The organism is Halothermothrix orenii H 168, from assembly GCF_000020485.1.
In the GTDB taxonomy this organism is placed as follows: Bacteria; Bacillota; Halanaerobiia; order Halanaerobiales; family Halothermotrichaceae; genus Halothermothrix; species Halothermothrix orenii.
The window spans coordinates 2,470,484-2,496,644 of record NC_011899.1; the positions used below are offsets into that span (position 1 = coordinate 2,470,484).

The window sequence follows — 26,161 nt, forward strand, 5'->3', positions numbered from 1 at the left end:
AAAATACTTGTAAAGCTAGCATACCAATAAAAAAAAAGAGGGGATATCCCCTCTTTTTTTAGTGTATAATTTATTTTATTTTAATACTGGTCTCACCTTTATTTTTTATGTTGTCTTGCCTACATTAACCTGCCAGAACATCCTCAGGCAAATTTATATAACCCTTCTCTTCAAGGTATTCAATTACCTTACTCGCACTTTCTTCCACAGTTTCTTTGTCGGTCCTCAGTTCCAGATCTGGATTTTGTGGTGGTTCGTAAGGATCGGAAATGCCTGTAAAGTTATCAATTTCCCCGGCCCTGGCTTTGGCATACAGCCCTTTAACATCCCTGTCCTCACAGACTTCCAGGGGAGCATTAACATAAACCTCAATGAATTCACCTATTATTTCCCTGGCTGTCTGGCGGGCCTTACGGTAAGGCGAAATAAATGAACACAGGGTAATGATATCATTCTGGGTAAGTAATTTAGCTACAAAACTGTTTCTTCTGATGTTTTCATCCCTGTCTTCCTTGGTAAATCCTAAATCCCTGGTTAAATGCTGACGGACAATATCACCATCAAGCCTCTGGACATAATAGCCTTTTTCTTTTAATTGCCTTTCTACTTCTCTGGCAACAGTGGTTTTACCGGCCCCGCTTAAACCGGTAAACCAGACAGTTACTCCCTTTTGATTTCGCATTATTACTTCCTCCTTTATTAAATCCTTTCTAAATTAACTGAGTTATATTGATCATAATCGGTTATTCAATGTAACCGGCTATAATTAAAAGTTTATAAATAAAATTAAATTTACAAAAATAGTTTTTTTAAAGATAAAGAAAACTAGTTTTTTATTGCTGCATGAGTTATTTATTGCTGCATGCCCTGAATTAAAACCTCAGCCACTTCAGGACGGGTCATTTCCTTTGGAGGTTTTTTACCCTCCCTGAGGAGCTTTCTAACCCTGGTTCCACTCAAGAAGATGTGGTCATCGGCGGAATGAGGACAGGTCTTGCCACTGGCCATGCCGCCACATTTTTTGCAGTAAAAAGAATATTCAAATTTGAGGGGGGTAATCCCGATCTCTTCAGGGTCAAATTCATCAAAAATCTTCTGGGCATCATATGTACCATAATAATCCCCAACCCCGGCATGGTCACGCCCCACAATAAAATGGGTACAACCATAATTTTTTCGGCACAGGGCATGGAATATAGCTTCCCTGGGGCCGGCATAATGCATCGCAGCCGGGAAAACAACCATCATGGTCCGGTCACGGGGATAGAATTTATCCAGCACAACTTCATAGCTCTTAATCCTGATATCGGCAGGAATATCACTGGCCTTGGTCCTTCCCACAAGAGGACTTAAGAAAAGGCCGTCAACCGTCTCCAGGGCACATTTCTGTAAGTATTCATGAGCCCGGTGAATGGGGTTTCTGGTCTGGAAACCAACTACCGTTTGCCATCCTTTTTCCTTTATTTTCTCCCTGGTTTCGGCAGGTGTCAGTCGGTAATTATTAAAGTCATCATACTTAAGCCTGTTAATGAGGCTTATCTTACCACCCAATAATATTTCATCCCGTTTATAGACATTTTTGACACCCGGGTGTTCTTCCTCAGTGGTTCCATAGACCAGTTCTGCTTCCCGTTCCGGGTCACAGGTATATTTCTCTTCCAGATGCAGGATAGCATATAGCTCATCATCTTCCTCAAAGTATAAACCAACATCCTGGCCCTCTTTGAGGTTATCAGCTTCCTCCCTGGTCACCCCCAGAACCTCTGGAATACTCCAGACAGTTCCATCAGCCAGGCGCATCTCTTCAACTACCCGGTTATAGTCTTCACTGGTTAGAAAACCCTCAAGGGGGCTAAAGAGGCCAGTCGCGATATTATCTACCGCGGTAAGCTCATCCCGGTTTAACATAATCCGGGGCATCTCTCCAGCTTTTTTTATAAGTTCTTCCCGCTTTGCCCCTTCTACGATTCTATTTACCAGTTTACCTCCATGTGGTTTAATCACTAAAATTCCTCCCTGTTTCTAAAAATTTTTATATAACAGTATATTATTTTTATTTCTACACTATTATAACACTCTTATAAGAGGGTTTCAACAGATTCAACCCCCTTATTAATGGTTCAAGAATTTGTGGCATCACTTTTCCAGCCACCGTGTATATCACCTCATCAAACAGGACATCCCGGGCAGTAAAGTCCCTGTTTATCACAATCATGACAGTCCGCATATTTCATCGATCCATATTTAACTTCGGCAAATTTCTCCCAAAAAGAAGGGATTTTTTAGTTTTATGACGAAATAAATAGTAGAAATATGCAAATATTTTAATTTGTTATATATGCAAACGTTTTAATAGACTAATTTAAAGGAGGGGGTTTATTTGTTTATCAAACTTCCCCGGCTGGGGCTATTGGGGAAATTATTATTTATGGTTATCACTATCACCGTTGTTTCTATCGTCATCTCCACCCTTATAACCTTTACCAGTATGCAGAACTCCATAGAGAATATTCATTTTAATAAACTCAAGAATATTAGGACTATAAAAAAGAATCAGATAGAAGATTTCTTCAGAGAAAGGCTTAACAATATAAATATTCTGAGTAAATCAGTTGCCGTTCAGGAGGGATTATCAAAGCTCAACTCCTCTTTCATCTACATAGGACTAAATTCCAGCAATTATAAAAAAGTAGCTGAAAACTATAGCCCCTTTCTGGAGAACTATGTAGAAAAATACGGTTATGCTGACCTTATGTTGATTAACAAAAAGGGGGATATTATCTACTCCGTTGCCGGAAGGAAAGACCTGGGAACCAACCTGATTAAAGGCCCCTACAGCAAGACCAACCTGGGACGAATTTTTGAGAAAGCCCTGAAAAATCAGGTCCTGTCCGATTATGAACTATACGGCCCCTTAAATGCACCGGCCTGCTTTGTCGCCGCCCCTGTTAAAGACAACTGGGGAAATGTCAAGGGAATTGTAGCCCTGGAGCTTTCTGATAAAAAAATAGATGCCATTATGGGAGAAACTACTGGTCTCGGCAAAACCGGGGAAACCTACCTGGTTGGCAGTGATCAGTTAATGAGGTCCAACTCCAGGTTTGTTAAGGAAAATACCATGTTAAAGACAAAGATTGATACCGAGGCCGTCGGACTGGCCCTCAAGGGAAAAGAAGGGGAAAGAATTATTGAGGGTCCTCGAGGACATAGGGTATTAAGCTCTTTTGCCCCCCTGAATATTAAGGGGCTTAACTGGGTTATCGTAGCTGAAATCAAGGAAAGTGAGGTCTTTGGCGGAATTAGAGACCAGGCAGAAAAAATAGTATGGTTTACCCTGATATTTGTGGCTATCGTTATTGTTGTTGTTTATTTCTTCTCCCGACAGTATACCTCACCAATCAAGAAATTTAATGACCTCTTTTCCCGGCTGGCCCGGGGGGACTTATCGGTTCAATACCCCATTAAAAACATCAACTGTTCAGAGGTTATCAACTGTGACCAGGAAGACTGTCCTGACTATAACCAGGATAATGTTTCCTGCTGGTTGGATGTTGGTAGTTTTGCCCCTGATTTCGGTGAAGAAATTACATGCCAGCAAATTCTAAAAGGTAAGTATAAAACATGTGAGGAATGTAAAGTGTACCGGATGGCCAATACAGATGAAATGTCTACCCTGGGAGGGCTTTTTAATAAACTTGTCAGTAATCTAAGGGAAATGATCGGCCAGGTAGTATGGGTTTCAAAGAAAATGGCTTCTGCCAGCGAAGACCTCTCATCATCAGGTGAAGACCTGGCCCGGACCGCTGAACAGGTCAGTATCTCCATCCAGAATGTGGCCGCTGATGCCGACAGGGAAGCCTCCCAGATAAATAATGGCAGGAACAATGTTGACTCACTGGTAGACCAGATTAAAGGAGTAGTAGATTTGTCTGAAAAGATGAATACCCAGGCTGAAAATGTTATGGATAATATAAAAGACGGTAATAATTATATCTCAACATCAGTTGAAAAAATAACCAATGTTAAAGATAATTCAAGAGAGATTGCATCTACCATTAACTCCCTGGGGAAAATGTCCCGTGAAATTGGTAATATAATTGAACTAATAGATGGTATTGCTGCCCAGACCAATTTGCTTGCCCTCAATGCTGCTATTGAGGCAGCCAGGGCCGGTCAGGCAGGCCAGGGTTTCAGTGTGGTCGCCGATGAAATCAGGCAACTGGCTGAAGAATCCTCAAAGGCCACCGAACAGATTGCCACCCTTATCAATGATATCCAGGGTAGTGTTGAAGATGCTGTCACTAAAATGGATGATACCGAAAATGCCGTCGACGAAAGTGTTAATATCATAGAAAAGACCGGTAATTCCTTTAATGAAATAAACAGTGCTGCTACCAATTTAAGCTCCCTGATTAAGGGGATTACAGAACGGGCCAGCCTTATGGCCGAAGATAGTGACCAGGTCGAAAGGGTAATCGATAATATTGCTGAAGTCAGTGAACAGGTGGCCGGTAATGCCGAAGAGGTTTCAGCCTCCAGTGAAGAACAGATAGCCGCCACCGAAGAGATAGCAGCCTCGGCCCGGGAACTGGCCAGCATGGCAGAAGAACTCTCACAGGCCGTTAATCGCTTTAAGTTATAAGATATTTAAGTTATAAGATATTTAAATAATTTAAGATATCTTTAATTTACAAGATAAATTATAAATTTATTATCCGTTAAAGAAATTAAGTGGCCAAGTAATTTAAATGATAGAACTTTTCTATAAGGACAAATAAAACTCTCCACATTAAGCCAGGATAATTTCAGGGTTCTTATAAAACCTCTTATCCCTTAACCTGACTTTAAACCGTTGTACCTTAACCAATGTGGAGAGTTTTTCCTTCCTGCCCTTTTTTAATTCTGGAATAACAGTTCATATGTTTACATCTTCTGTTGTGATTTAATAAATTCATCTAATTCCGGAACAGTCCTGGTCCCCTCCATGGGACCTTTTGTAGTTACAGCAAGAGCCCCGGCAGCACTGGCATACCGTAAGGCCTTTTCAAACCCCTTCCCGTTAACCAGGCTTGCTATCAAGGCCCCGTCATATGTATCCCCTGCCCCGGTAGGATCAACCTCCTCTACCTTAAAGGGTTTTAATGTATACGTAACTTCATCAGTATAAACCTTACTGCCCCTTCTACCCTTTTTGACAGCAATTATTTCAACACCTTTATTCCTTAAATACTGAATGGCCTCTTCTTCTCTGTCATACCCGGTTACAAACTTAAGCTCCTCTTCCCCGGGTAAAAATATATAACACTGATCCAGGATTCTATCAAACAGGTCCTTAATCTCCTTATCCTGAAGGAGCTCCTTTCTGACGTTGGGGTCAAAGGATATCCTTACCCCTTTTTCAGATGCTATGTCCAGGGCTTTACCTATGGCCTTTCGTATAGACTTATTAAATAGGGAACAGCCCATCAAATGAAGGTATTTACAATCTTCAAAGTATCCTTCATCAATATCATCTTCACTTATATAGCCAGGGGCGGCTTCTTTTAAGTGAAAAATAAATTCCCGGTCACCATTATCCATATAGGTAACAAAAGCAACACCGGTAGTATGTTCGTCTGAAACAGCGAGATAACTGGTATCAACCCCATCCTTTTCAAGCCTTTTCTGGTTGAGGTATCCAAAATCATCATTACCTACTTTTGATATTATCCCACAGCTAACTCCCATTTTGGCGACCTGATCAATAAATATGGCCGGAGCTCCGCTGGGAAATGGCCCGACAAACTCCCCGGGCTCAGAAAACTTCTGGTTAATCTCCCTGGCCATTACTTCAACAAGGACTTCACCAATGGTTATTACTTCAGGCATGTAAACCCCCCTCTAGTGGTGTTCTCCCGAATCTCTTAATATCAGTTTCCTGTTTAAGTTTCTCTCTTTTTTATATTGTTTACCTATTTGATTTATTTCTTACATCAATATATACAGCAACCAGGATAACCAGTCCTTTAACAATTAACTGGTAAAAATAAGGTACACTGACAAGGTTCATCCCGTTATTGATAACACCAATTATAATAGCCCCGATTAAAGTGCCAAAGATAGTTCCATAACCACCACTCAGGCTTGTTCCACCCAGTACTGAGGCAGCAATTGCATCAAGCTCATAGCCACTGGCAGCATTGGGCTGGGCCGAATAAAGCCTGGAAGCAAGGAGAATACCACTGACGGTAGCCATTAAACTGGTGATAACATAAATTTTAATTTTCAGATTGGAAACTTTAATACCGGCAAACCTGGCCGCTTCCTCGTTCCCACCGGTAATATAGGCATGGCGTCCGAATTTAGTTTTAGATAAGAGCACACCGGTGACAATAAATAACCCCAGCAGTACCAGAACCGGAATCGGAATCCCCAGAAAGGAGTTATTACCCAGGGCCAGGAACACACCATCCTGAATTACAATAGGAATACCCCCGGTTATCAGATAGGCAATCCCCCTGAAAATACTCATGGTAGCCACCGTTACAATAAAGGCTGGAATATGGAGCTTTGAAATCATGGTTCCATTAAATAACCCCAGAATAGCCCCAAAGGCAAGGGTTAATAAAAGCACCAGCAAAAAAGGCAGGCCCTGAGTTAACAGGAAGGCAGCCACTGTCCCTACCAGAGCAATGGTTGAACCAACTGACAGGTCAATACCACCAATGATGAGGGCAAAAGTCATCCCAAAGGCTGCAATAGCAATAATTGATACCTGTAATATGATATTCATGATATTCCTGATATTTAGAAAACGGGGAGAAAGTATTGTAAAGATAAGACATATAATTATTAAACCCAGTAAGATTCCTCCATAGGACTTTATAAACTCTCCCTCTAAGAATTTTAACCTCTTTTTAGAAGCTACTCTGTTCACCTTCTATTACCCCCTGTCGCATATAACATTATTTCTTCCTGGGTGGTCCGGGATGTTACAAACTCCTTAACAAATTGACCATCCCTCATGACAACGATCCTGTCACTCATGCCCATTATTTCAGGCAGTTCGGAAGAAATCATAATAATACCTGTTCCTTTACTTGCAAGTTTCCTCATAATCTGGTAGATTTCATGTTTAGCCCCGACATCTATTCCTCTGGTCGGTTCATCAAGGATCAGTATCTCGGGGTCAACTTCAAGCCATTTTGCCAGGACAACCTTCTGCTGGTTGCCACCACTCAAATTATTAACCTTCTGGCTTACCCCCGGGGTCTTAATCCTCAGGCTATCAACAGCCTTCCGGGCCACTGAATCCTCCCGTTTTTTATCCAGAAACTTAAACTTATTCAGTATCTTGTCTAAAGTAACCATGGTAACATTTTTACTGACACTGTTAAATAAGACCAGGCCTTCCTCTTTTCTGTTTTCAGTGATAAAGGCCAGACCATTATCAATAGCATCAGTGGGGTTATTAATATCCACTTTTTTACCCCTGACTTCAATATGACCACTATCTTTGGGGATAATACCAAAGATAGTTTTGGCAACCTCTGTCCGGCCTGAACCCACCAGACCGAATATCCCGACAATCTCACCCTTTTTCAAGTCAAGGTTGATATCATTAAATAATCCTTCTTTAGAAAGTTTATTTACCTTAAATATGGTCTCATCAGAAACATCATAGTCTTTATCAGGGTAAATATCTTTTAACTCCCGCCCGGCCATCATTTTTATAAGTTCATTGATTTCTGCCTCTTCTACAGGAACAGTCCCGATATACTGTCCATCCCTGAGGACAGTTATTTCATCAGACACTTTAAAGATTTCATCCATCCGGTGGGAGATATAGAGCATAGAGACACCCTGTTTTTTCAGCCTTTCGATAACCCCGAACAGTTTTTCTGTCTCCCGCTCACTCAGGGCAGATGTCGGTTCATCCATAATAATAATTTCAGCCTTAAGGGATAAAGCCTTGGCTATCTCCACCAGCTGCTGCTGGGAAACACTCAAATCTTTAACCATGGTCCTGGGGTCAATCCGGGCATCCAGCTGATCCAGTATCTTTCTGGCTTCTTCATTGATTTTCTTCTCATCCAGCAGGAAATTTGATTTAACCATCTCCCGGTTGGCAAAAATATTGGCCCCGACACTCAGGTTGGGACAGAGACTGAGTTCCTGATAGATAATAGCTATCCCCTTTTCCTGGGCATCTTTAGGATTTTCAAAATAAACTTTCTGACCCTTGATAAAAATATCGCCTTCATAATCGGTGTGAACCCCGGCCAGAACCTTCATCAGAGTTGACTTGCCGGCACCATTCTCCCCCAGGATGGTGTGAACATGCCCCTTCTTCAGTTTTAAAGAAACATCCTTCAGGGCCGTTACCCCGGGAAACCTTTTGGTTATATCCTTCATTTCTAAAATTATATCTTCTGGCATAATACCACCTCAAAAGTATACTTAATTAAAGAGTGCACAGTCCGGTAAAAGAGACTTTTACCGGACTGCACCTCAATTATATAAAGTAAATATGGGCTAGGGCCTAGTCAAGTACTACTTTTTTCTGTTCTCCCTCTTTGGTGAAAAGACCGGGTAGAACCGGGATTTCTTTTTCAACTTTTTCTCCTTTAATTACCCTGAGAGCTGTTTCCAATCCGAGACGACCCATTTCACCGGGATACTGACAGACAACTGCTACAAAGGACTCTTCTTTCTTAACTGCATTGCGGGCTTCTTCCATTCCGTCAAAACCGATTACCTTAACATCATCTTCCATACCGGCAGATTTAACAGCCACTACAGAAGCCAGGGCAGCGTCATCACCAAAACCAAAGATACCATCTACTTCAGGATGGGCCTGAAGGATATTCTGGGCAGTATTTAAAGCCTCAGGTCTGGTGATACCGGGCTGAATAGCAACAATTTCAATACCGGGGTATTTACTGACAGCTTCTTTAAAACCGGCAACCCTGTCCCTTACAGACTGAACTACAGGGTAGTCAATAATGGCAACCTGTCCTTTTCCATTTAAAACTTTAGCCATGGTTTCTCCAGCGATTCTGCCACCATAATAGTTGTCAGTAGCAACATGAGCATCTACTTCTACACCTTCAGCAGAGATATCAACAGTGATTACAGGGATGCCGGCCCTTTTAGCTTTAATAATAGCCCCGACAACACCCTTGGAATCAACCGGACTCAGGACAATAGCATCAACACCCCTGACGATAAAGTCTTCAACATCAGAAATCTGTTTGTTTAAATCCTGATTGGCAATAGAAACTATTAATTCAACACCATTATCGTCAGCAGCTTTTTCCATAGCCTGTTTTAGCTGGACATAAAAGGGATGCTGCTGTGTCAGTAAAGAAGCCCCTATGGTAATATCATCAGCCAGGGCAAATTGACTTAAACCTAAAACCATCACCGCTACCAGTAATACTACTAAACCTTTTGCTTTATTTGTCATTATTTAATTTCCCTCCCAAAGCCTTTTAAGTTTTTTTATTTTTATATTTCTGATTTCTAACCTGACATTCAGACCAACTCCAGAGTTTACCCGTGAACTATCCTCTTATAAATCACCCGGTACAGACCTTAAATCACCCCTCCCCATTTTTAAATTTATCTTATAGAGTTTTACCGCTTATAGTTTTCTTTTTAAAAATGACTTTAAATTTCCCTAAAAAGGTTTATAAATGGTAATCATGTAGTTAAATGTTTTCATAATTGATTTCTGTCAGTTGAGAAACCAATTATTAAAGTTTATAAATATAGGAAAATCCTTATAAAGGTTATGTACTTATAATATTATTAACTGGAATAATTGCATGACATGTCTCTAACCTTTACTCTATCAATAATATTGTTTACATCTTCCCTGTGGCAATAGCCTGTCTTCATATTCATGGCATTGGCAGCAGAGGCAGCACTGCCCAGTCTCAATATATCTTCCAGGCTTTCACCCCTGTCCAGGCCACAGGCCAGACCGGCCACCAGGGAATCACCACATCCCACTGTATTGACCACCTCTATCTCCGGTGGTTTGACATAGTAGGTAAAGTCAGGGCTGACAGCTACAAAACCCTCTTTACCGAGGGAAACTATCCCCAGTTCAACCCCCATATCCAGAAGCCTTTCCCCTGCCTGTCTGGCGTCAGAAATACTGTTAATTTTTATATCAAAAAGGGCTTCGGCTTCATCCTGGTTGGGTTTAACAATACTGGGAGCCCCTTTAATCCCTTCTTCCAGCAGGGTCCCACTGGCATCAAGGATAACTTTTTTGTTTGCAATTTTAGCTATTTCAACAAGCCTTTTATAGATATCTGCCGGGACACCCCGGGGTACACTACCTGACATGCAGACCACCCGGGCTGGTTTTATCTCCTCCCTATAAAGGTCAATAAAACGTTCCAGGCTTTCTGCATCAACCACAGGCCCCGGCTCTAAAAGCTCGGTCTGCCTTTTTCGCTCCTTTTCAATTACATTTATACATGAGCGGGTTTCCCCTCTTACTTTAAGGAAATTATGGTCAATCTCTTCTTCCCGCAGTTTTTTTAAGATAAATTCTCCAGAATAACCACCCACCAGACCAATGGCCTTCACCGGGGTCCCGAGCTGCCGGGCAACCCGGGCTACATTCAATCCCTTTCCCCCGGCCGTATTCCGGGTCTCTTTGACCCTGTTTACCCCACCTGTTTCCATCTGGTTGAGTATATAGGCCTTATCTACTGAAGTATTAAGGGTAACAGTTACTACCATGAAAATCACTCCATCATTTTCTTTTTAAAATAATCTATTATATTTACCGGTGTCGGGTCTATCCCCCTGGCAATTGCATGATAAATGGTAACAAAATCTCCCAGGTAGATTAAAGAAAACATCCTGGCCAGCCTGGTATGACCTTCAGCATAAACCTCGATAACCTTGCCGATCCTTTCTCTGAGGATTTCAACGGTAACATCCTTGCGTTTTTTAATATTATCCAGGTCAAGTTCTGAATCCCTTAAAACCACCAGGTAAAACCTCTCCAGTACCTCTTTTTCCATCTCCCATCCCACGGCCTCATCATGGTGCAGGTTGGGGATAACGTTATAAAAGGCCAGCTTTTTACCATTTTCTCCAAACTGGTTCTTCCACCGCCAGGCTACCACATCATAATAATCCAGGGAACCATAGATGAGCGGAATGTAGTTGTCCAGATCAACAGCCAGTTGTTTGGCCGGATTTTTCTCAAGGGGGGTTTTAAGCCGGTAACGGTTTTTTAATTCCCCGAATAGCTCTATCAAATCCAGTACCTCACCGGTTTTATCTTCAATTAACCCCAGTTTGTTAAGCAAAGCAAGTAAAGGGATAAAGATATAACCAAGGTCCCGGCGGGGATGGCCGATATCCCGGGGTACAATTAGATGGGGTATTCCCTGCTCCCGGGCCTTTTCACCCAGGATCCCCCCTGAGGTCAGAATAAAGATACAGGCTCCCCTCTGTTCCGCCTGTTTGAAGGAATTAACAATCTCTTCAGTATTACCAGAATGGGATACAACTAAAACCAGGGTATTCTCATCGACCCAGGCCGGAATATTATAACCCTGATTTATATACAGGGGAACAGGTAATTCATCAAACAGGTAGGACTGTAAAAGCCCCCCGGTGATTGCTGACCCCCCACCGGTCCCCAGCAGGATTATATTATCAATCCGGTCCGGTAGTTCTTCAATCTCAATGGATTGTCCGAGTTTCAAACCTTCCTGAAACTGACTGTCATAATTTTCCGTGGTTTCAATGGCCTTCTGGCTATCAATCTCCTTAACCTTTTCAATATTATTTAAATCTATTAACAACTACATTACCCCCTCTCCAGGATTCCGGCATGATATCTCCGGCAAAAAACCCCCCGGTTTAAAGTCCACACCTGAAAATTAACTATCGATACTCTATTTATGAAAGCTCCTGATGAAACAACTTTAATTACATTTATGCTTTATTATTACTGCCGGTAAGCCTTATCTTATGGGCGGTTACCTCAGAAATAGCCTTCCTGGCTGTCTTAAAGTACTTCCTGGGGTCCAGTTCCTCTGGTTTTTCCCTGAAGTGGGTCTTCAGGGCAGCCCCGAAGGCATTTTTAAGGTCAGTGGCTATATTAACCTTATTGACACCAAACTGGACCGTTTTTTCGATGACATCATCTTTTAATCCTGAAGCCCCATGGAGGACAATGGGTACCTCCAGCTTTCCTTTAATGGTCTGCAACCTCTTATAATCAATCTCAGGGTCACCCTTATACATCCCGTGGGCGGTACCGATGGCTATAGCCAGGGAATCAACCCCGGTCCTGTCGACAAACTCAACAGCCTTATCCGGGTCAGTCAGGGTAGCTTCCCTCTCATCCACCTTTAAGTCATCTTCCTGACCACCTATCTTGCCCAGTTCGGCTTCAACCTGAACACCCCTGTCCCGGGCATAGGCAACTACCTCTTTAGTAAAGGCTATATTTTCTTCAAAAGGCAGTTTAGAACCATCAACCATGACTGAAGTATAACCCAGGTCGATACATTTTTTAATGGTCTCAATATCAGTACAGTGGTCGAGATGGAGGGCAAAGGGGATATCATACTCATGCTGAGCAGCCCTGGCCATGGCCACCATATACCTGATTCCAACATGCCTCAGGGTACCCGGAGTAGTCTGAATAATTACCGGGGCTTTTTCTTTAATCCCGCCTTCCATTACTCCCTTAAAGGTCTCCAGGTTATGTACATTGAAAGAAGCAATGGCATAACCTTCTTTCATGGCTTTTTGTAACATTTCCTTAGATGATACTAACATCTTTAATTCCCCCTGTTCTTACTGTAATAGGTCTATTTATAATATTTCATCCATGACTATATTTCCGGCCCCTTTCAGGGTCCCGATATCACCCAGTTCTGAAAAGACAATATCACAGGATTGATAGGCATTAGTTAATGCCCTTTCTTCAACACTTTTGTTTATAATCTCTTCAATGTGGAGTCGGGCCTTGATGATACCCCCGCCGATAACAATCACCTTGGGGTTTATAGAATTAATAATGTTGGCAATCCCTATACCCAGATACCGCGCTGCCTCCTGTAATACAGACAGGCTCAACTCATCTCCCCGGTCGGCGGCCCGGTAAACGTGGTCAGGAGTTACTTTCTCCAGATTCCCATCACAGAGCTCCCTTACCAGGGACATCCGGCCTGCCTTCAAATCTTTTACCACCGCTTTAACAATGGCATTTTCAGAAGAGAGGGCTTCAAGGCAGCCATAGTTACCACAGTTACACCGGGGGCCACCTATATCCACCGTAGTGTGGCCGAACTCACCGGCACTATCACTGATTCCCCGGAATATCTTCCCGTCAAAGATAATGGCTGAACCTATTCCATACCCGATCTTTAAAAAGACCAGGTTATCAACACCCTTGCCGGAACCATAATAAAACTCTCCAAGCCCCATGGCCCTGACGTCATTCTCAACACAGACAGGTTTTTTAAATCTCTCCTGAACCAGTTTTTTGATGGGAACATTACGCCACCCTATATTGGGGGCAAAGACAGAAACACCCTCCCGGGCTTTAACCGGGCCGTGGACAACCACCCCAAGGGCAGGTACCTCCTGTGAGGCTGATTTTATTAATTCATCGATTACTTCAAACATCAAATCCAGTATCTTCTGCTTTTCCAGTCTTTCTATATCATAAACAACTTTTTTGCTAACTTTCAGATAGGCATCAGTCAAATAACCTGTCAATTTGTTTGAACTGACATGGGTGACCACTATATTAAAGGCTTCAGGGTTCAGCCTGACCAGCTGAGGGGGCCTTCCGCCACTAGATTCCCCCATGATATCTTCCAGGACCAGGTTCTCTTCAACCAGTTTATTAATAACATTGGTAACGGTAGGAGGGGTCAGATTGGTTTTTTTGGATATATCAGCCCTGGAGATGGGTCCATCCCTTCTGATAATATTCAAAATTAACTTTTCATTCATACCTTTCTGTAATTTGTAGCTGACCGGATACACTTTTTTCACTGACTGTCCCTCCTACTTTATTATTCATTTTAATAAAGTCTATTTATAATATACTACATAAATATCAATTTTCCTTCTTTTTTTAAAAATTTTTTAAAAAAGTTTTTTAACTTTATTCTTATTTTCGAGGTTTTTTCGTATTTTTCTACAATTTTTACCCTTTTGTTATTTAAAATGTTTAATAAAGTTATAATAAAAAAATCCATGGCCGGACCATGGACAAAAAACTTATATGTACTTTTATATGGCTTTTGTGTTTTACCCTTTAAAAGATTAACCCCTGACCCCCTTTTTCTCTCCTTTATTCCCTGGATAAGGGTTGGATATCTGTCCAACCTTGCCTATATCGTGTTCCCCGTCGAAGAGTTCATCCTGGACACTGGGGTCATAGTCAGATGGATTAAAAAGCCAGTGGGGGTCTTTAATAACCAGATATACCAGGATAAAAATCATGGCCCCGGCAAAGGCAATAGCCACCCCGACCACGGTGTAGAGCAAAACTGGCAGAAGCTCTTCATGACCTTTAAGGGGCCATAAGCCTGCCGCCAGGGCAGTTTCAATCCAGGCCAGATAAAAACCGGCCATCTGTAAGGGGCTTTTGATTGATTTAAAATAATTTTTCATTTTACTTACCTCCGTTTCTACAAAATATTTTATTATAATTACATTTGTAGAAATATTTACAATTTCCTGCCTGATGTAATAAAAAAACCTGACCGGATAAAATCCAGTCAGGGATTATTCAAATCTATTATTAAACTTTTGTTAATCTATTTATATTACCTGGCCCTGCTTTACCCCCGGATAACTTCCGGTGTTACTCCTCCCGGGCCGCTGCAGCCTCTTTAAAGGCCTCAGCGTCGGCTTTCTGGGCAGTACCGACCCCGATATATTCAAGGCCGACCTTTTCCACTTCCTCTACTTCATAGACATTCCTCAGGTCGAAGAAAACGGGATCAGCAAGAAGCTCTTTCACCCTCTTCAGGTCAAGCCGGCGGAACTGGTTCCATTCAGTGAGTAAAACAAGGGCATTGGACCCCTTCATAACCTCATACTCATTATCACAGTAGATAATATCTTTTTCATAATCCTTTAACCGCCAGGTGGCCTCTTTTATGCCCTCGGGGTCAAAGGCCCTTATCCGGGCTCCCCGTTTTATGAGTTCGGGAATAATGGTCAGGGCCGGAGCTTCACGCATATCATCTGTTTCCGGTTTAAAGCTAAGACCAAGAATACCCAGGGTCTTACCCTTGAGGTCTCCCAGCTTATTTACAATCTTTTCTACCATGTATAGCTTCTGATTTTCATTGGCCTCAATTCCGGCCTTAATAACCTTGAGATCAACCCCGTTTTCAGCAGCAATCCTGACAATGGCCCTGGTATCTTTGGGGAAACAGCTTCCTCCATATCCGGGCCCGGCGTGAAGGAATTTATCCCCGATACGGCCGTCCATACCCATGGCTTTAGCCACCACCTGAACATCGGCATTGACCTTTTCACATAGAACCGAGATCTCGTTAATAAAGGAAATCTTGGTGGCCAGAAAGGCATTTGAGGCATATTTTATCATTTCAGCTGTCTCCAGGTTGGTAAAGACAAAGGGAGTATCATTTAAGTATAAAGCACGGTATACTTCTTTTAATATATCACGGGCCTTTTCACTCTCGGTCCCGATAACCACCCTGTCGGGGTGGGTAAAATCATAAACAGCCTTACCCTCCCTTAAAAATTCGGGATTGCTGACAACATCAAACTTATAGTCCACCCCGCGTTTGTCCAGCTCCTCCTGGATAACGGCCGCTACCTTCCGTCCAGTACCGATGGGCACAGTAGACTTGTCCACTATGACTTTATAGCCATTCATATATTTACCGATATCCCGGGCTACCGAAAGAACATACTGCAGGTCAGCACTCCCATCATCCTTTGGAGGAGTACCTACCGCAATAAAGACAACCCCTGAATTCTCGATGGCCTCTTTTACATCTGTGGTAAAGGATATCCTGCCTGATTCAAAGTTTCTCTGTAGATATTCTGAAAGTCCAGGCTCATAAATGGGAACTTCACCATTATTAAGTTTGTTAATCTTTTCTTCATCAATGTCAACATTGATAACAGTATTACCGAAGTCAGCCAGACAGACTCCACTGACCAGGCCTACATAACCTGTTCCGATGACACTTATTTTATTTTCGTACATCTTAACCCCTCCAGTACCTTGTTAAATTATTCACTTATATGTTTATGATAATATATTTAGAGCACTTTAGCAAATAAACATATACTATGATTAATAAAAGTAAAATTTTATAAGCTTTCTTCCAGGGTAGTCGCTACCTCATCTAAACCAAGTTGACGGGCATAATACGATATTGTCCTGGTTAACCCTGACTTTAAGTCATACCGTGGAGCCCAGTCTAAAACCTCTTTAGCCCGGGAGTTATCAAGGTAACTATGGCGAATATCCCCTGGCCTTTCCCGATTAAATATGGGTTCTATATCCATTTTCAGGATATCTTTCATAGTTTTAAATAATTCAATGACACTGGTCTGAGTCCTGGTACTAATATTAACTATTTGATTATCACCTCTATTAAGAGCTTTAAGATTGGCTGCAACGATATCTTCGACATAAATAAAATCACGTGTCTGTTTCCCATCTCCATAAATTGCTGGCTGTTCACCGTTCACCATTTTATCAGTAAATATAGAGACTACCCCACCCTCTCCTTTTGGATCCTGGCGGGGACCGTAAACATTGGCATACCTTAAAATGGTATATTTTAAATCATATAATTCTCCATACATCTTTATGTAATGCTCCGGGGTATGTTTACTAATACCATAGGGAGACATGGCTTTTATAGGATGGCTTTCATCAATGGGTAAATAATCGGGTTCTCCATAGACCGCAGCTGAAGAAGCATATATTATCTTTTCTACATTATTTTTACGGCAGGCCTCGAGTAAATTAATGGTACCTTTTATATTATTATCAGCATCAAAAATGGGATCTTTAACAGAACGCTGGACATCTATCTGGGCTGCATGATGAATTACGTGGGTTATTTTTTCTTTTTTTATAATATCTTCTATATCTGATGATATTATATCTACTTTATAAAATTTAGCTGTAGAATTAAGGTTTGTCTTATAGCCCGTAGAAAGGTTGTCCACAACAACCACATCATGTCCTATATTTATTAACTTATCTACTATATTTGAGCCGATAAAACCTGCTCCACCGGTTGCTAAAATAATCATTATTAACAGTCTCCTATTTTATTTAGTATTAGTTACAAAGGATTTTTTAATAAATTTTCATTTTAAATATTTACTTAATCCATTAATAAAATAGTTAATAAAATAATATAACGATTTAACAATAGATAAATTTTCTATCTGACGGTATATTTTCCATTGATATTTTGCAGAAACAACTTTATTACTAGACAACGAATTTTTATTTGTTCTGTAATAGGCCAAGACTTCATTTACTCCATAAGCCGTTATCCCTTTTTTTAAAATCTTTAACCAAAGTGCATAATCTTGTCTTCTATCAATAACTGGCATATATACTTTTCCAACATATTTGGTATCATACATCGCAGTTAAACAACCAATAGAATTGGTTTTCAGTAGTTGATTATAATTAATTTTTTTGGGAGGTCTTATAATACCCCTTAAATTTCCAAACTCATCTATTTTTCTGTAAGCTGTATATGATAAAACAACATTATTGTTTTTCATAAATTCAACCTGCTTTTTTAATTTATCTTTATGCCAGAGGTCATCACTGTCCAAAAAGGCAATGTATCTGCCTTTGCTTATCTTAATTCCCTTGTTTCTAGCTACAGCAGCTCCACTATTTTTTTTCAATTTAATTAATTTAATCCTACTATTTTTCTTTAAATATTCCTTAACTATATCTGGACCTGAATCAGTTGAACAATCATCCACTACTATCATTTCCCAATTTGCATATGTTTGGTTTAAAACACTTTTTATAGTCTTTTCAATAAACTGTTCTGAATTATAAAGTGGAGTAATTACTGAAACTAATTCAGATCTCATTTAAATTCCTCCATAGATAAGTTTAAGTATATTGAGTTATAATAAATCTAACACTTGATTAATTATATTATTCCAATCATGCTTTTCCGCCCATCTTATACAATCTTCTTGGTAATTCTTTTTGTTATAATATTCTTCATAAAACTTTATAATTCCCTCAGATATACTTTTAGGATCGCCACCATCAACTATCAACCCGGTCTTACCATGGTTTACTGCATCCAAAATCCCTCCTGAATTACCTGCTATCACAAACTTACCATACATATTAGCTTCTAAATATACTATTCCAAAACCTTCTACACTTCCATCTTTTTTAACCTCATAGCTCGGCATAACAAACAAATCACACTTTTTATACATTTCATCTTTTTGTTCTTCTGAAATAAAACCTAAAAATGTAACATAGTTTTCAATATTCAATTCACTAACAATTTGTTTTAGTATTTTATTATATGGACCTTTCCCCCCGATATAATAATGGATATCTGGATATCTAGATATTATTTCAGGCATAGCTCTGAGAGTATTATCAATACCCTTTCTTTGCTCTAATCGTGATAACGTAAACAATATTTTCCTATTTTTGACTTTGTTTTTATTATCAATCTTTATATTTTTATAATCAATTCCAGGGTGAATTACTTTTATGTTAAATTCACCATATGTATTGCATAATTTTTTTGTAAATTTACTATTAGCAATTATTTTATTCGCATTCTTTAAGACTCTTTTTATCACAAATTTTTCAACAAAATTTTTATTGTCAGGGTAAATATCATTTCCATGTACATAAACTATATAAGGAATATTATATAATATCTTTAATAAATAAGTTATTATTCCTAGTTTCCAAGTTAAAGCAATATTAATGTAACTTTTGTTTTTCTTAAAGTCGTAATATGACTTCTTAAATAAGTCATAACCTATTTTAATTTGTGAATTATTATATTTTGAGTAATAAACACCTTTGATTTTTTCATCATTTATATTCCCTGAATATGCAGAAACTTTAACATATTCTTTTAAATACTTAAATAGATTGAAAGATAAATTTTGAATTCCACCCATTGTTTTTGATAAATAAGGAGTAAATATTGTTATTTTTTTATCCATATCTACAACACCTCATAGGTAGACAAATAAAATCTATATTAAAATAAAAAAACCGTATCAATATTTAATATAACCTTTACCCTTATATAGAATAAAAAATTATATTTTCCACGCACAAATATAACCTTTTATTTATTAGTGTGTGTAGTAGTGTGTGTAGCTATTTTTATTTTCTAACATCAAATTGCATAGAATTTATTTGTGATAATATTATGGCATTAATACATATATCATTGTACATCAAAATGTACCAACTCCCATAGCTAAAGTAGCCCAGTCAATTTTTTCCGAAAATATTGACAGCCAACAAAGTTATAAATTTGTATACTCAAATTTAAGTTTATATCAATCAGATTAATCCTATTAACTGAAGTACCCAAGGCTGTTTTTAAAGGATTTTGAGCTGGATTTTTTTGTTCACCTATAATCTTTTTCGTTTTTTCGTTCTGTTTTTTAGTTAAGCATCTTTGTTGGCTTAGTTTATTATTGAAAAAACCATTAAATTGTCTGTTAAAAAATTTCCCAAAATTATTACGACTTGATACCCATACTCATCAGCTAACTTCAGATGGTTTACAGCCTTTGAATATTTTCATTTCATCCTTTGTTTTATCCTTTTTTTATAAATTAAATTTACAATTTGCTTAAAAATCATAGGTATTTTACACTTTAGAGGTTCCTTTAAGGCTAAGAATATTTCATCAAACTTCCTATAATCAAATATAAATAAATTTGAAATATAAATGACTCTATACCTGTAATAAACACTCCAATAATAAGGAAAGTTGACAAAAAAAGTAGCACACTATTCAAAAAATCATAATTCACTTCACTACTAAATTGCATCATCATAAGGGCTTTTCTCATACACATTATAATAATTGAAATAAATAATATTAATCCCACAATTCCACTATTTATTAAAAGAAACAAATAAAGATTATCGACAGGATCATATGGAACACTGGGATTTCCTTGAATAAATTTAAAAATGTGCTGCCCCCCACCTAGATAACCCCATCCTTTCCCAATAAAAATATGAACAATTCCTTTACTCTTTACCCATGATGTCATTAGCGTCTTCCACTTATTAATCCTAACAAAAAAAGTATTAGTATACAAATATGTTCTTAACACTCCAATATTACTACTAAGTAAATTATTTTCAATATAAGGTACTATTATATTTAATGCAAATACAATAACCAAAGGAATAATTAAAGAAAGTTTTAGAAAAATATTATATTTTTTTCTTTTAAGTAATAAACAATAAAACAACATAACTACTAAAGCCAATATACTAGTTCTAGAAGTAGATATTAATATGCCTATAATTGACATAATAGAAACTATGTTGGGCATAAAACCTTTTTTTAATATGTTAAAACTTAATAATATAAGGCAAAACATACCGAAAGTTACAGGTTGTCTGAAAATAGAAGAAGCTCGAATATTACCAGAACGGATTAAATTTGTTTTCATTCCATCTGCCACAAAATTTATACTGGAAATAAATTCTGTGCCTAAAAAAAACTGTAATAAAGCAAAACCAATAATAAAAAGAGCTAAAAATGAAAGAATATTAATAATTTTATTAATAAATTTTTGCCAATTAATATCATGTATAATTACTATAAATATTATTAACCCATAAAAAAAAGTTACTTTTACTCCCCATAACCACTGTATTATTACAATATTTTTATTTACAATTCCAAAATATAGATTTAAGATTAGATTAAATACAAGTAAATAAATTATAATTATAATTTTTCCCCCAAAATTAGTAATATGTATTTTTTTCTTTTTGATTAAATATAAAATAGATAGAGCTAAGATAAAAATAAACAATACTTCTTTCCACACATTTAATATAGGTTTATTAAGAGTATTATGATTTATAACTTTTATAACACCATGAAATGGAGCTAACAAAAAAAATAGTAATAATAACTTTAAACTAATATTTGCCATTTTAAATCTCATGTTTTTTTCACCCTAAATTTTTTCCAACTTTTTATAATGAATTGTATTTTATTAACTTCAAATAATTTTGAATAACTTTATCAATATTATAAGTATCACTAACCCGTCGAAAACCTTCATTCCCTATCTTTTTTCTTTTCTTCTTGCTTTTATATAATTCTAAAATTGCATTTTTCATTTCTACTATTAAATTTTCTTCATTAACTTTAAGACCAGTTTTTCCATCTTCAACAATATAACTTGGTCCTCCACAATTTGTAGTAATTACAGGTTTTTTAACACTCCACGCTTCAATAATAGTTCTGCCAAAAGATTCTGGTCCTCCATATTTTGTAATAGAACTTGAAATAATAACATCACAATTGTAAAAAAATTCTAATGGATCTTCTATCCATCCAATAAAACTTACTTTATCTTCTATACCAAGTTTTTTAATTAATTCTTTTAATTCCAGATAATAATTATACTGTTCAGTGCTTTCTTGTGCTGAACCAGCAATTAATAATTTAGCATTAAAATTGTTTATATTTTTATTAGCTAAATTGAAAGCTTTTATTAATTTATCCAACCCCTTCCACCTAGCAAATCTTGCTGCAACACCATAAATTATCTCATTATTTTTAGCATATTTATGTCGATAAATTAATCTATATTGTGAATTAATAATATCATTTACTATTATTCCATTAGGAATAACTTCATACTTGTTTCCACCCTTATAAAAATTCTTTAAATGTTCAGATACACAAACTATATTTTTCACAAAAGGTTCCAATAATGTTTTGGCAATTTTTTTAAAACGATAATCACGTAATATCAAAATAAAAGGAATATTAGTTAAAAAACAAGATAAAAAGCTTATCATATGACTTATATCTGTATTACTAAAAACAATATGTGGTTTATATTGTAATATTTCAATAAAAACTAGTAAGTTACCATACAATAGTTTACTTATACCTACTATATTTTTATTTAACTTTCCCAAACTAATTACTTTAAATTTAATATTTTCTTTATTTAGTATATTTTTCATTTTACTGTTTTCAACTAAAAATAAAACTTCATATTCTTCTTTTTCACTAATTTTTTTAAATATATCCACTATGGACTTTTCAGCCCCTCCAAATTGAGTTTCTACATTTATTATTAAAATTCTTTTAATAGAAATCCCCCCAAAAAAACTAAAGTATTTTTTTATAAACATCAAGAGTATCTTTGGCTACCCTGATCCACGAATAATTTTCTTTAACAAATTCTCTAGCATTTACACTATAAATATCCCTTTCCTTATTATCTTGTAATATACTTACAATAGCATCTGCTAATTTTATACTATTTTTTGGAGGAACTAAAACACCATTAACATGATTTTCAATTATTTGAGGAATCCCACCTACTTCTGTACCAATAACTGGTACTCCACATGCCATAGATTCTAATCCACTTAAACTAGTTGCTTCTTTTAAAGAAGGTAATACAGAAATGTCACCTAAAGAATAATATCTGGGCATATCTTCTGAAGGAATCGGACCTGTTAATATGATATATTTATTTAAACTAGCTTCATTGATGTAGTCTAAAATTTCTCTTTTTTCAGATTCTGGATGGTCAATTGGGAAATCTCCAACGAAAACAAACTTTATTTTTCCATTTAATCTTTTTATTATTTCAGGAATAGCTTTAACTAAATAAATAACACCATTCTTTTTGGCAAATCTTCTAGCACAGACAACTACCTTTTCATCTTGTTTTATTTTTAATTCTCTTTTTAACTCTTGAACATTAATATTAGGGGTAAATCTATCTAAATCAACACCATTAGATATATAATGCACTTTATCTACAGGGTATCCTAACTCTACTGTCTTTTCACAAAGTTCTTTACTAGGTGCAATAATTTCTCTTGCATGAAATATATCTTTTTTTAATCTATCATATTCCTTCTTTTCCATTCGTAGTAAAAAGGTTGAACTATGATTCGTAAAAACTATATTATCAAAATTAATTTTTCTAGTAACATATGAATCATGAGTTAAACAATGCCAATGTAAAATATCAATACTATACTTTTTTAATATTTTTTTTAAATAATAATAATATAGAATTCTCATATTCAATCCTCTAATTTTGGGAATATCAATAATAGGAACTCTTATGACCTTCATCCCTTTGTCATCTTCAACGTTTATCTTGAAATTTTTTTGTTCTTTAAAACTACATTTTGTAAAAACGACAACATTATGTCCCAATTTAACTAAAGCTCTCCCTAATTCTGCTACATGATTAGCTATTCCCCCGATATTCGGGAGATAATCACTTGAAAATAAACATATGTTCATTTACAAAAATCCTCCCATTTATCGAATACCTAGTCTTAGTCTTATTATATCTTTCATGAATAACCAATTTAAAAATAATTATATAAAATTCTATTAGCTATATAAACTTTTAATCCCTCTTGTTTAGCTGGATACAATAAGTGTTTTTTATTTTTATTTTCATAAAAGTTATAATTATATTTATCAATAATATATTTAAATTTTTTATTAATGATTCTAACCTCCAAAGGATTTATTTCTTCTTTCCATTTAAACAATCTTTCTGAGGAAATCGTTTTGAATTTTTTCCCTGTTGTACTGTTTCCATGCCACTGTTGGCCTTGAACAGTTGGTTTGTATAAAATTTCTTCTTTAGCTATATCTAAAAAATCACTAATTTCATTAATAATTTTTTTTGGTTTTGTAACCAAATCTTCATATTTTATTACTAAATAATCCTTTGTAATTATCCTTTGATTTTTTTCTAAAAAATAATAACTATTATAAAGAGAGGCTATTATCCTCTTTAAAAATGGATATCCTCTTTTTGATTTAAACTTCCTTATCGAAACTAAATTTGAATAAGGATTCCTAATTATATGAACAAATTTAGCATTTGGGAATATTTTTTTTAATTCTATAGCAAATTCAGCATTTTCTACTGACTTTTCAACAACTCTAATGTCATTTGGTAATTCCTCATTATATAAAGAATAATACATTGCTTCTATATAATTTTCAATTGATTTTTTTATATTACTATAATCGGTCCCTTGTTTTATTTTTTCTTTAAATTTCGTAATATCCCATAATCCTCTTGTATCACTATCAGCAAATCCACCTGGTGTTGTATTTGATTTGTCTATCCACTCTATATAATTATTAATAATTTGTTTTTCATTTATATTTTCTGGATATTGTCTTCTAATGCCATAATCAACCCAATAACCATTATGTTGAAAAAAATGAGCCTCAATAGGAATAACAAAAAGCTCACTATGACCATCAAAAAGGCTTCTTAATAAACTTGTTCCAGATTTATGTGCACCTAATATAAAAATAGGGTTTTTATTCATTAATTTACCTCCTACATCATTTCCATTTTGATAATTTCCATGTCTTAAAACTTATATTACTTTTTTCTATAATACAGTTTTCCCACTAATTTCTTTAAAACAAGCAAGTCTTCAGTAGATAAACCACCTATGAAGTAATATATTATTGCAGTCATAACAAAGAATAAGAATGTTAATAATAACAATTTAATAAGCCAAAAAATTTGTATAATATTATTTAAATAATAAACCAACATAAAACTAATTGTCACAGAGCCAACTACTTTAAAATAATCAAAATTATATGGATGAATTTTATGATCTTTATATACTAATAAAAGTTTTATTATATTGGTTAGTGATACTGATATTAATGATGCAACCGCTGCTCCATTTATTCCATAGTTGGGTATTAAAGCATAGTTTAATGTTACATTCATACCCACAACTAATATGTTGGTATACAATTCATAATGAGGATGCCCTGTCATAACATTAATATATCCTGCAGAACCCACGCCAGCATTAACAACCTGACCTATTGATATTAATACTAAAGCTGTTGATCCAGCTATAAACTCTTTTCCAAACAGATGCATTATATCCCTGTTAAAGAGTAAAATAATAGAAAAAGCAACTAAATTAATTGCTAAAATCCATTTTGTAATTATTTTATACATAGCTGCAAGTTTATCCATTTCCCCTTTATGGTGTAAAGAAGAAATCATTGGTGCAAACATGGTATTAAAAGCTATTAGGATAAAACTGCTCATTGTACCTATTCTTAGAGCTATGTTGTAAATGCCAACTTTGTCATCAGAGAGAAAATATCCAATCATAAATGTATCAATTCTATTTATTAAGAATCCTAATAAACCTGTCAACAACAATGGAAAAGAAAACCGGAATACATCTTTTAATAGACCATGATTAATAGATTTAATACTACTTAAAAATCCCATTTTTAAAATTTTATAAAATAAATATAGACTGGTTAAACCTAAAGATATATAGAAAGAAATTAATATACCATAAATTTTAAATCCTAGAAATGAAAATGTTATTATACAGGCTATTTTTACTATGGGAGTTAGTATATTTTGACCCTGAACAAAATATTTTATTATTCCTATTCCCCTGAATATGCCCCGGGATAACTGCGTAAAAGCTAGTAAAATTAATAAAGGCGTAGAATATCTAATTAAATCCACTAACTCCGGACTATTTAATATATTTGTGGCAATAAATTTACTATTAGTTATGATTATAGTAGATAAAACAAAACCAGTTATTAAGGTAAATAATATTGATGAGGTTATTAATCCATTACGTTCTTCCACTTTATTATCATCAACCAATGGTGGCAAAAATGAGACCAGGCCCTGGTCCAGCCCAAACCTGGTTATAATTGGGAAAAAACTAATAAAAGTATAGACATACATAAACCTTCCATAGGCTTCAGCACCCATATATCGGGCGACTATGAAATTAAATACAAGCCCGAATAAAACCCCTATTATGCGACCAATGAAAACTACCCCTGATTTTTTAGTTACATCTAACAGTTCTTCTTCCATT

The 26,161-nt window shown here is 36.4% G+C and carries 22 protein-coding genes; 1 reads left to right on the top strand and 21 read right to left on the bottom strand.

Going from position 1 to position 26,161, the window contains the following annotated elements:
• Positions 1-124: 124 nt before the first annotated feature.
• The 3 genes from cysC to HORE_RS13025 all read right to left on the bottom strand — a co-directional run bounded on the left by cysC (position 125) and on the right by HORE_RS13025 (position 2,227).
• Positions 125-682, bottom strand: coding sequence for an adenylyl-sulfate kinase (cysC, locus tag HORE_RS11735; protein WP_015923979.1), 558 nt, complete (start codon positions 680-682; stop codon positions 125-127).
• A gap of 170 nt (positions 683-852) precedes the next feature.
• On the bottom strand, positions 853-2,004 hold the full coding sequence (gene sat, locus HORE_RS11740) for a sulfate adenylyltransferase (RefSeq protein WP_015923980.1): 1,152 nt from the start codon (positions 2,002-2,004) through the stop codon (positions 853-855).
• 55 nt (positions 2,005-2,059) lie between these two features.
• The gene (locus HORE_RS13025) at positions 2,060-2,227 is read right to left on the bottom strand and encodes a hypothetical protein (protein WP_167935793.1); all 168 of its coding nucleotides are present in this window, start codon (positions 2,225-2,227) and stop codon (positions 2,060-2,062) included.
• 153 nt (positions 2,228-2,380) lie between these two features.
• Between HORE_RS13025 and HORE_RS11745 the strand changes: the two genes are divergently transcribed.
• A complete protein-coding gene (locus tag HORE_RS11745; protein ID WP_050748629.1) occupies positions 2,381-4,642 on the top strand; it encodes a methyl-accepting chemotaxis protein in 2,262 nt (753 codons plus the stop codon).
• A gap of 281 nt (positions 4,643-4,923) precedes the next feature.
• Here the strand turns inward: HORE_RS11745 and HORE_RS11750 are convergent, their stop codons facing one another.
• The 18 genes from HORE_RS11750 to HORE_RS11840 form a co-directional block, all read right to left on the bottom strand.
• Positions 4,924-5,868 carry a sugar kinase gene (locus HORE_RS11750; protein ID WP_015923982.1) on the bottom strand — a complete coding sequence of 315 codons (945 nt, stop codon included), beginning with the start codon at positions 5,866-5,868 and terminating at the stop codon, positions 4,924-4,926.
• 79 nt (positions 5,869-5,947) lie between these two features.
• Positions 5,948-6,916, bottom strand: coding sequence for an ABC transporter permease (locus tag HORE_RS11755; protein ID WP_015923983.1), 969 nt, complete (start codon positions 6,914-6,916; stop codon positions 5,948-5,950).
• Positions 6,913-8,418, bottom strand: a complete 1,506-nt coding sequence (locus tag HORE_RS11760) for a sugar ABC transporter ATP-binding protein (RefSeq protein WP_015923984.1) — start codon at positions 8,416-8,418, stop codon at positions 6,913-6,915. The genes HORE_RS11755 and HORE_RS11760 overlap by 4 nt, the downstream gene beginning before the upstream one ends.
• 103 nt (positions 8,419-8,521) lie before the next feature.
• The gene (locus HORE_RS11765; protein ID WP_015923985.1) at positions 8,522-9,448 is read right to left on the bottom strand and encodes a substrate-binding domain-containing protein; all 927 of its coding nucleotides are present in this window, start codon (positions 9,446-9,448) and stop codon (positions 8,522-8,524) included.
• Positions 9,449-9,792: 344 nt separating this feature from the next.
• Entirely contained in the window at positions 9,793-10,740 is a 948-nt protein-coding gene (gene pfkB / locus HORE_RS11770; protein ID WP_015923986.1) for a 1-phosphofructokinase, read from the bottom strand.
• A 5-nt stretch (positions 10,741-10,745) separates the two neighbouring features.
• Positions 10,746-11,819, bottom strand: a complete 1,074-nt coding sequence (locus HORE_RS11775; protein WP_015923987.1) for a bifunctional phosphoglucose/phosphomannose isomerase — start codon at positions 11,817-11,819, stop codon at positions 10,746-10,748.
• Between the two features lie 133 nt (positions 11,820-11,952).
• Positions 11,953-12,804 (bottom strand): class II fructose-1,6-bisphosphate aldolase, encoded by an 852-nt coding sequence (gene fba, locus HORE_RS11780; RefSeq protein WP_015923988.1) that lies wholly within the window; start codon positions 12,802-12,804, stop codon positions 11,953-11,955.
• A 36-nt stretch (positions 12,805-12,840) separates the two neighbouring features.
• A complete protein-coding gene (locus HORE_RS11785; RefSeq protein WP_015923989.1) occupies positions 12,841-14,031 on the bottom strand; it encodes an ROK family transcriptional regulator in 1,191 nt (396 codons plus the stop codon).
• A 273-nt stretch (positions 14,032-14,304) separates the two neighbouring features.
• Positions 14,305-14,655, bottom strand: coding sequence for a hypothetical protein (locus HORE_RS11795; protein ID WP_015923990.1), 351 nt, complete (start codon positions 14,653-14,655; stop codon positions 14,305-14,307).
• A 193-nt stretch (positions 14,656-14,848) separates the two neighbouring features.
• A complete protein-coding gene (locus HORE_RS11800; protein WP_015923991.1) occupies positions 14,849-16,231 on the bottom strand; it encodes a UDP-glucose dehydrogenase family protein in 1,383 nt (460 codons plus the stop codon).
• A 107-nt stretch (positions 16,232-16,338) separates the two neighbouring features.
• The gene (locus HORE_RS11805) at positions 16,339-17,295 is read right to left on the bottom strand and encodes an SDR family oxidoreductase (protein ID WP_015923992.1); all 957 of its coding nucleotides are present in this window, start codon (positions 17,293-17,295) and stop codon (positions 16,339-16,341) included.
• A gap of 57 nt (positions 17,296-17,352) precedes the next feature.
• On the bottom strand, positions 17,353-18,105 hold the full coding sequence (locus HORE_RS11810; RefSeq protein WP_015923993.1) for a glycosyltransferase family 2 protein: 753 nt from the start codon (positions 18,103-18,105) through the stop codon (positions 17,353-17,355).
• Positions 18,106-18,141: 36 nt separating this feature from the next.
• Entirely contained in the window at positions 18,142-19,221 is a 1,080-nt protein-coding gene (locus tag HORE_RS12595; RefSeq protein ID WP_015923994.1) for a glycosyltransferase family 4 protein, read from the bottom strand.
• Between the two features lie 687 nt (positions 19,222-19,908).
• Entirely contained in the window at positions 19,909-21,207 is a 1,299-nt protein-coding gene (locus HORE_RS11820) for an O-antigen polymerase (protein WP_015923995.1), read from the bottom strand.
• A 31-nt stretch (positions 21,208-21,238) separates the two neighbouring features.
• Positions 21,239-22,414 (bottom strand): glycosyltransferase family 4 protein, encoded by a 1,176-nt coding sequence (locus HORE_RS11825; RefSeq protein WP_015923996.1) that lies wholly within the window; start codon positions 22,412-22,414, stop codon positions 21,239-21,241.
• Positions 22,392-23,549: a glycosyltransferase family 4 protein gene (locus tag HORE_RS11830; RefSeq protein WP_015923997.1), complete on the bottom strand. Its 1,158-nt coding sequence runs from the start codon at positions 23,547-23,549 to the stop codon at positions 22,392-22,394. Before HORE_RS11830 ends, HORE_RS11825 begins: the two co-directional genes overlap by 23 nt.
• 68 nt (positions 23,550-23,617) lie before the next feature.
• On the bottom strand, positions 23,618-24,604 hold the full coding sequence (locus HORE_RS11835; protein WP_015923998.1) for a sulfotransferase family protein: 987 nt from the start codon (positions 24,602-24,604) through the stop codon (positions 23,618-23,620).
• 56 nt (positions 24,605-24,660) lie between these two features.
• Entirely contained in the window at positions 24,661-26,160 is a 1,500-nt protein-coding gene (locus HORE_RS11840) for a flippase (RefSeq protein ID WP_015923999.1), read from the bottom strand.
• Position 26,161: the final 1 nt, after the last annotated feature.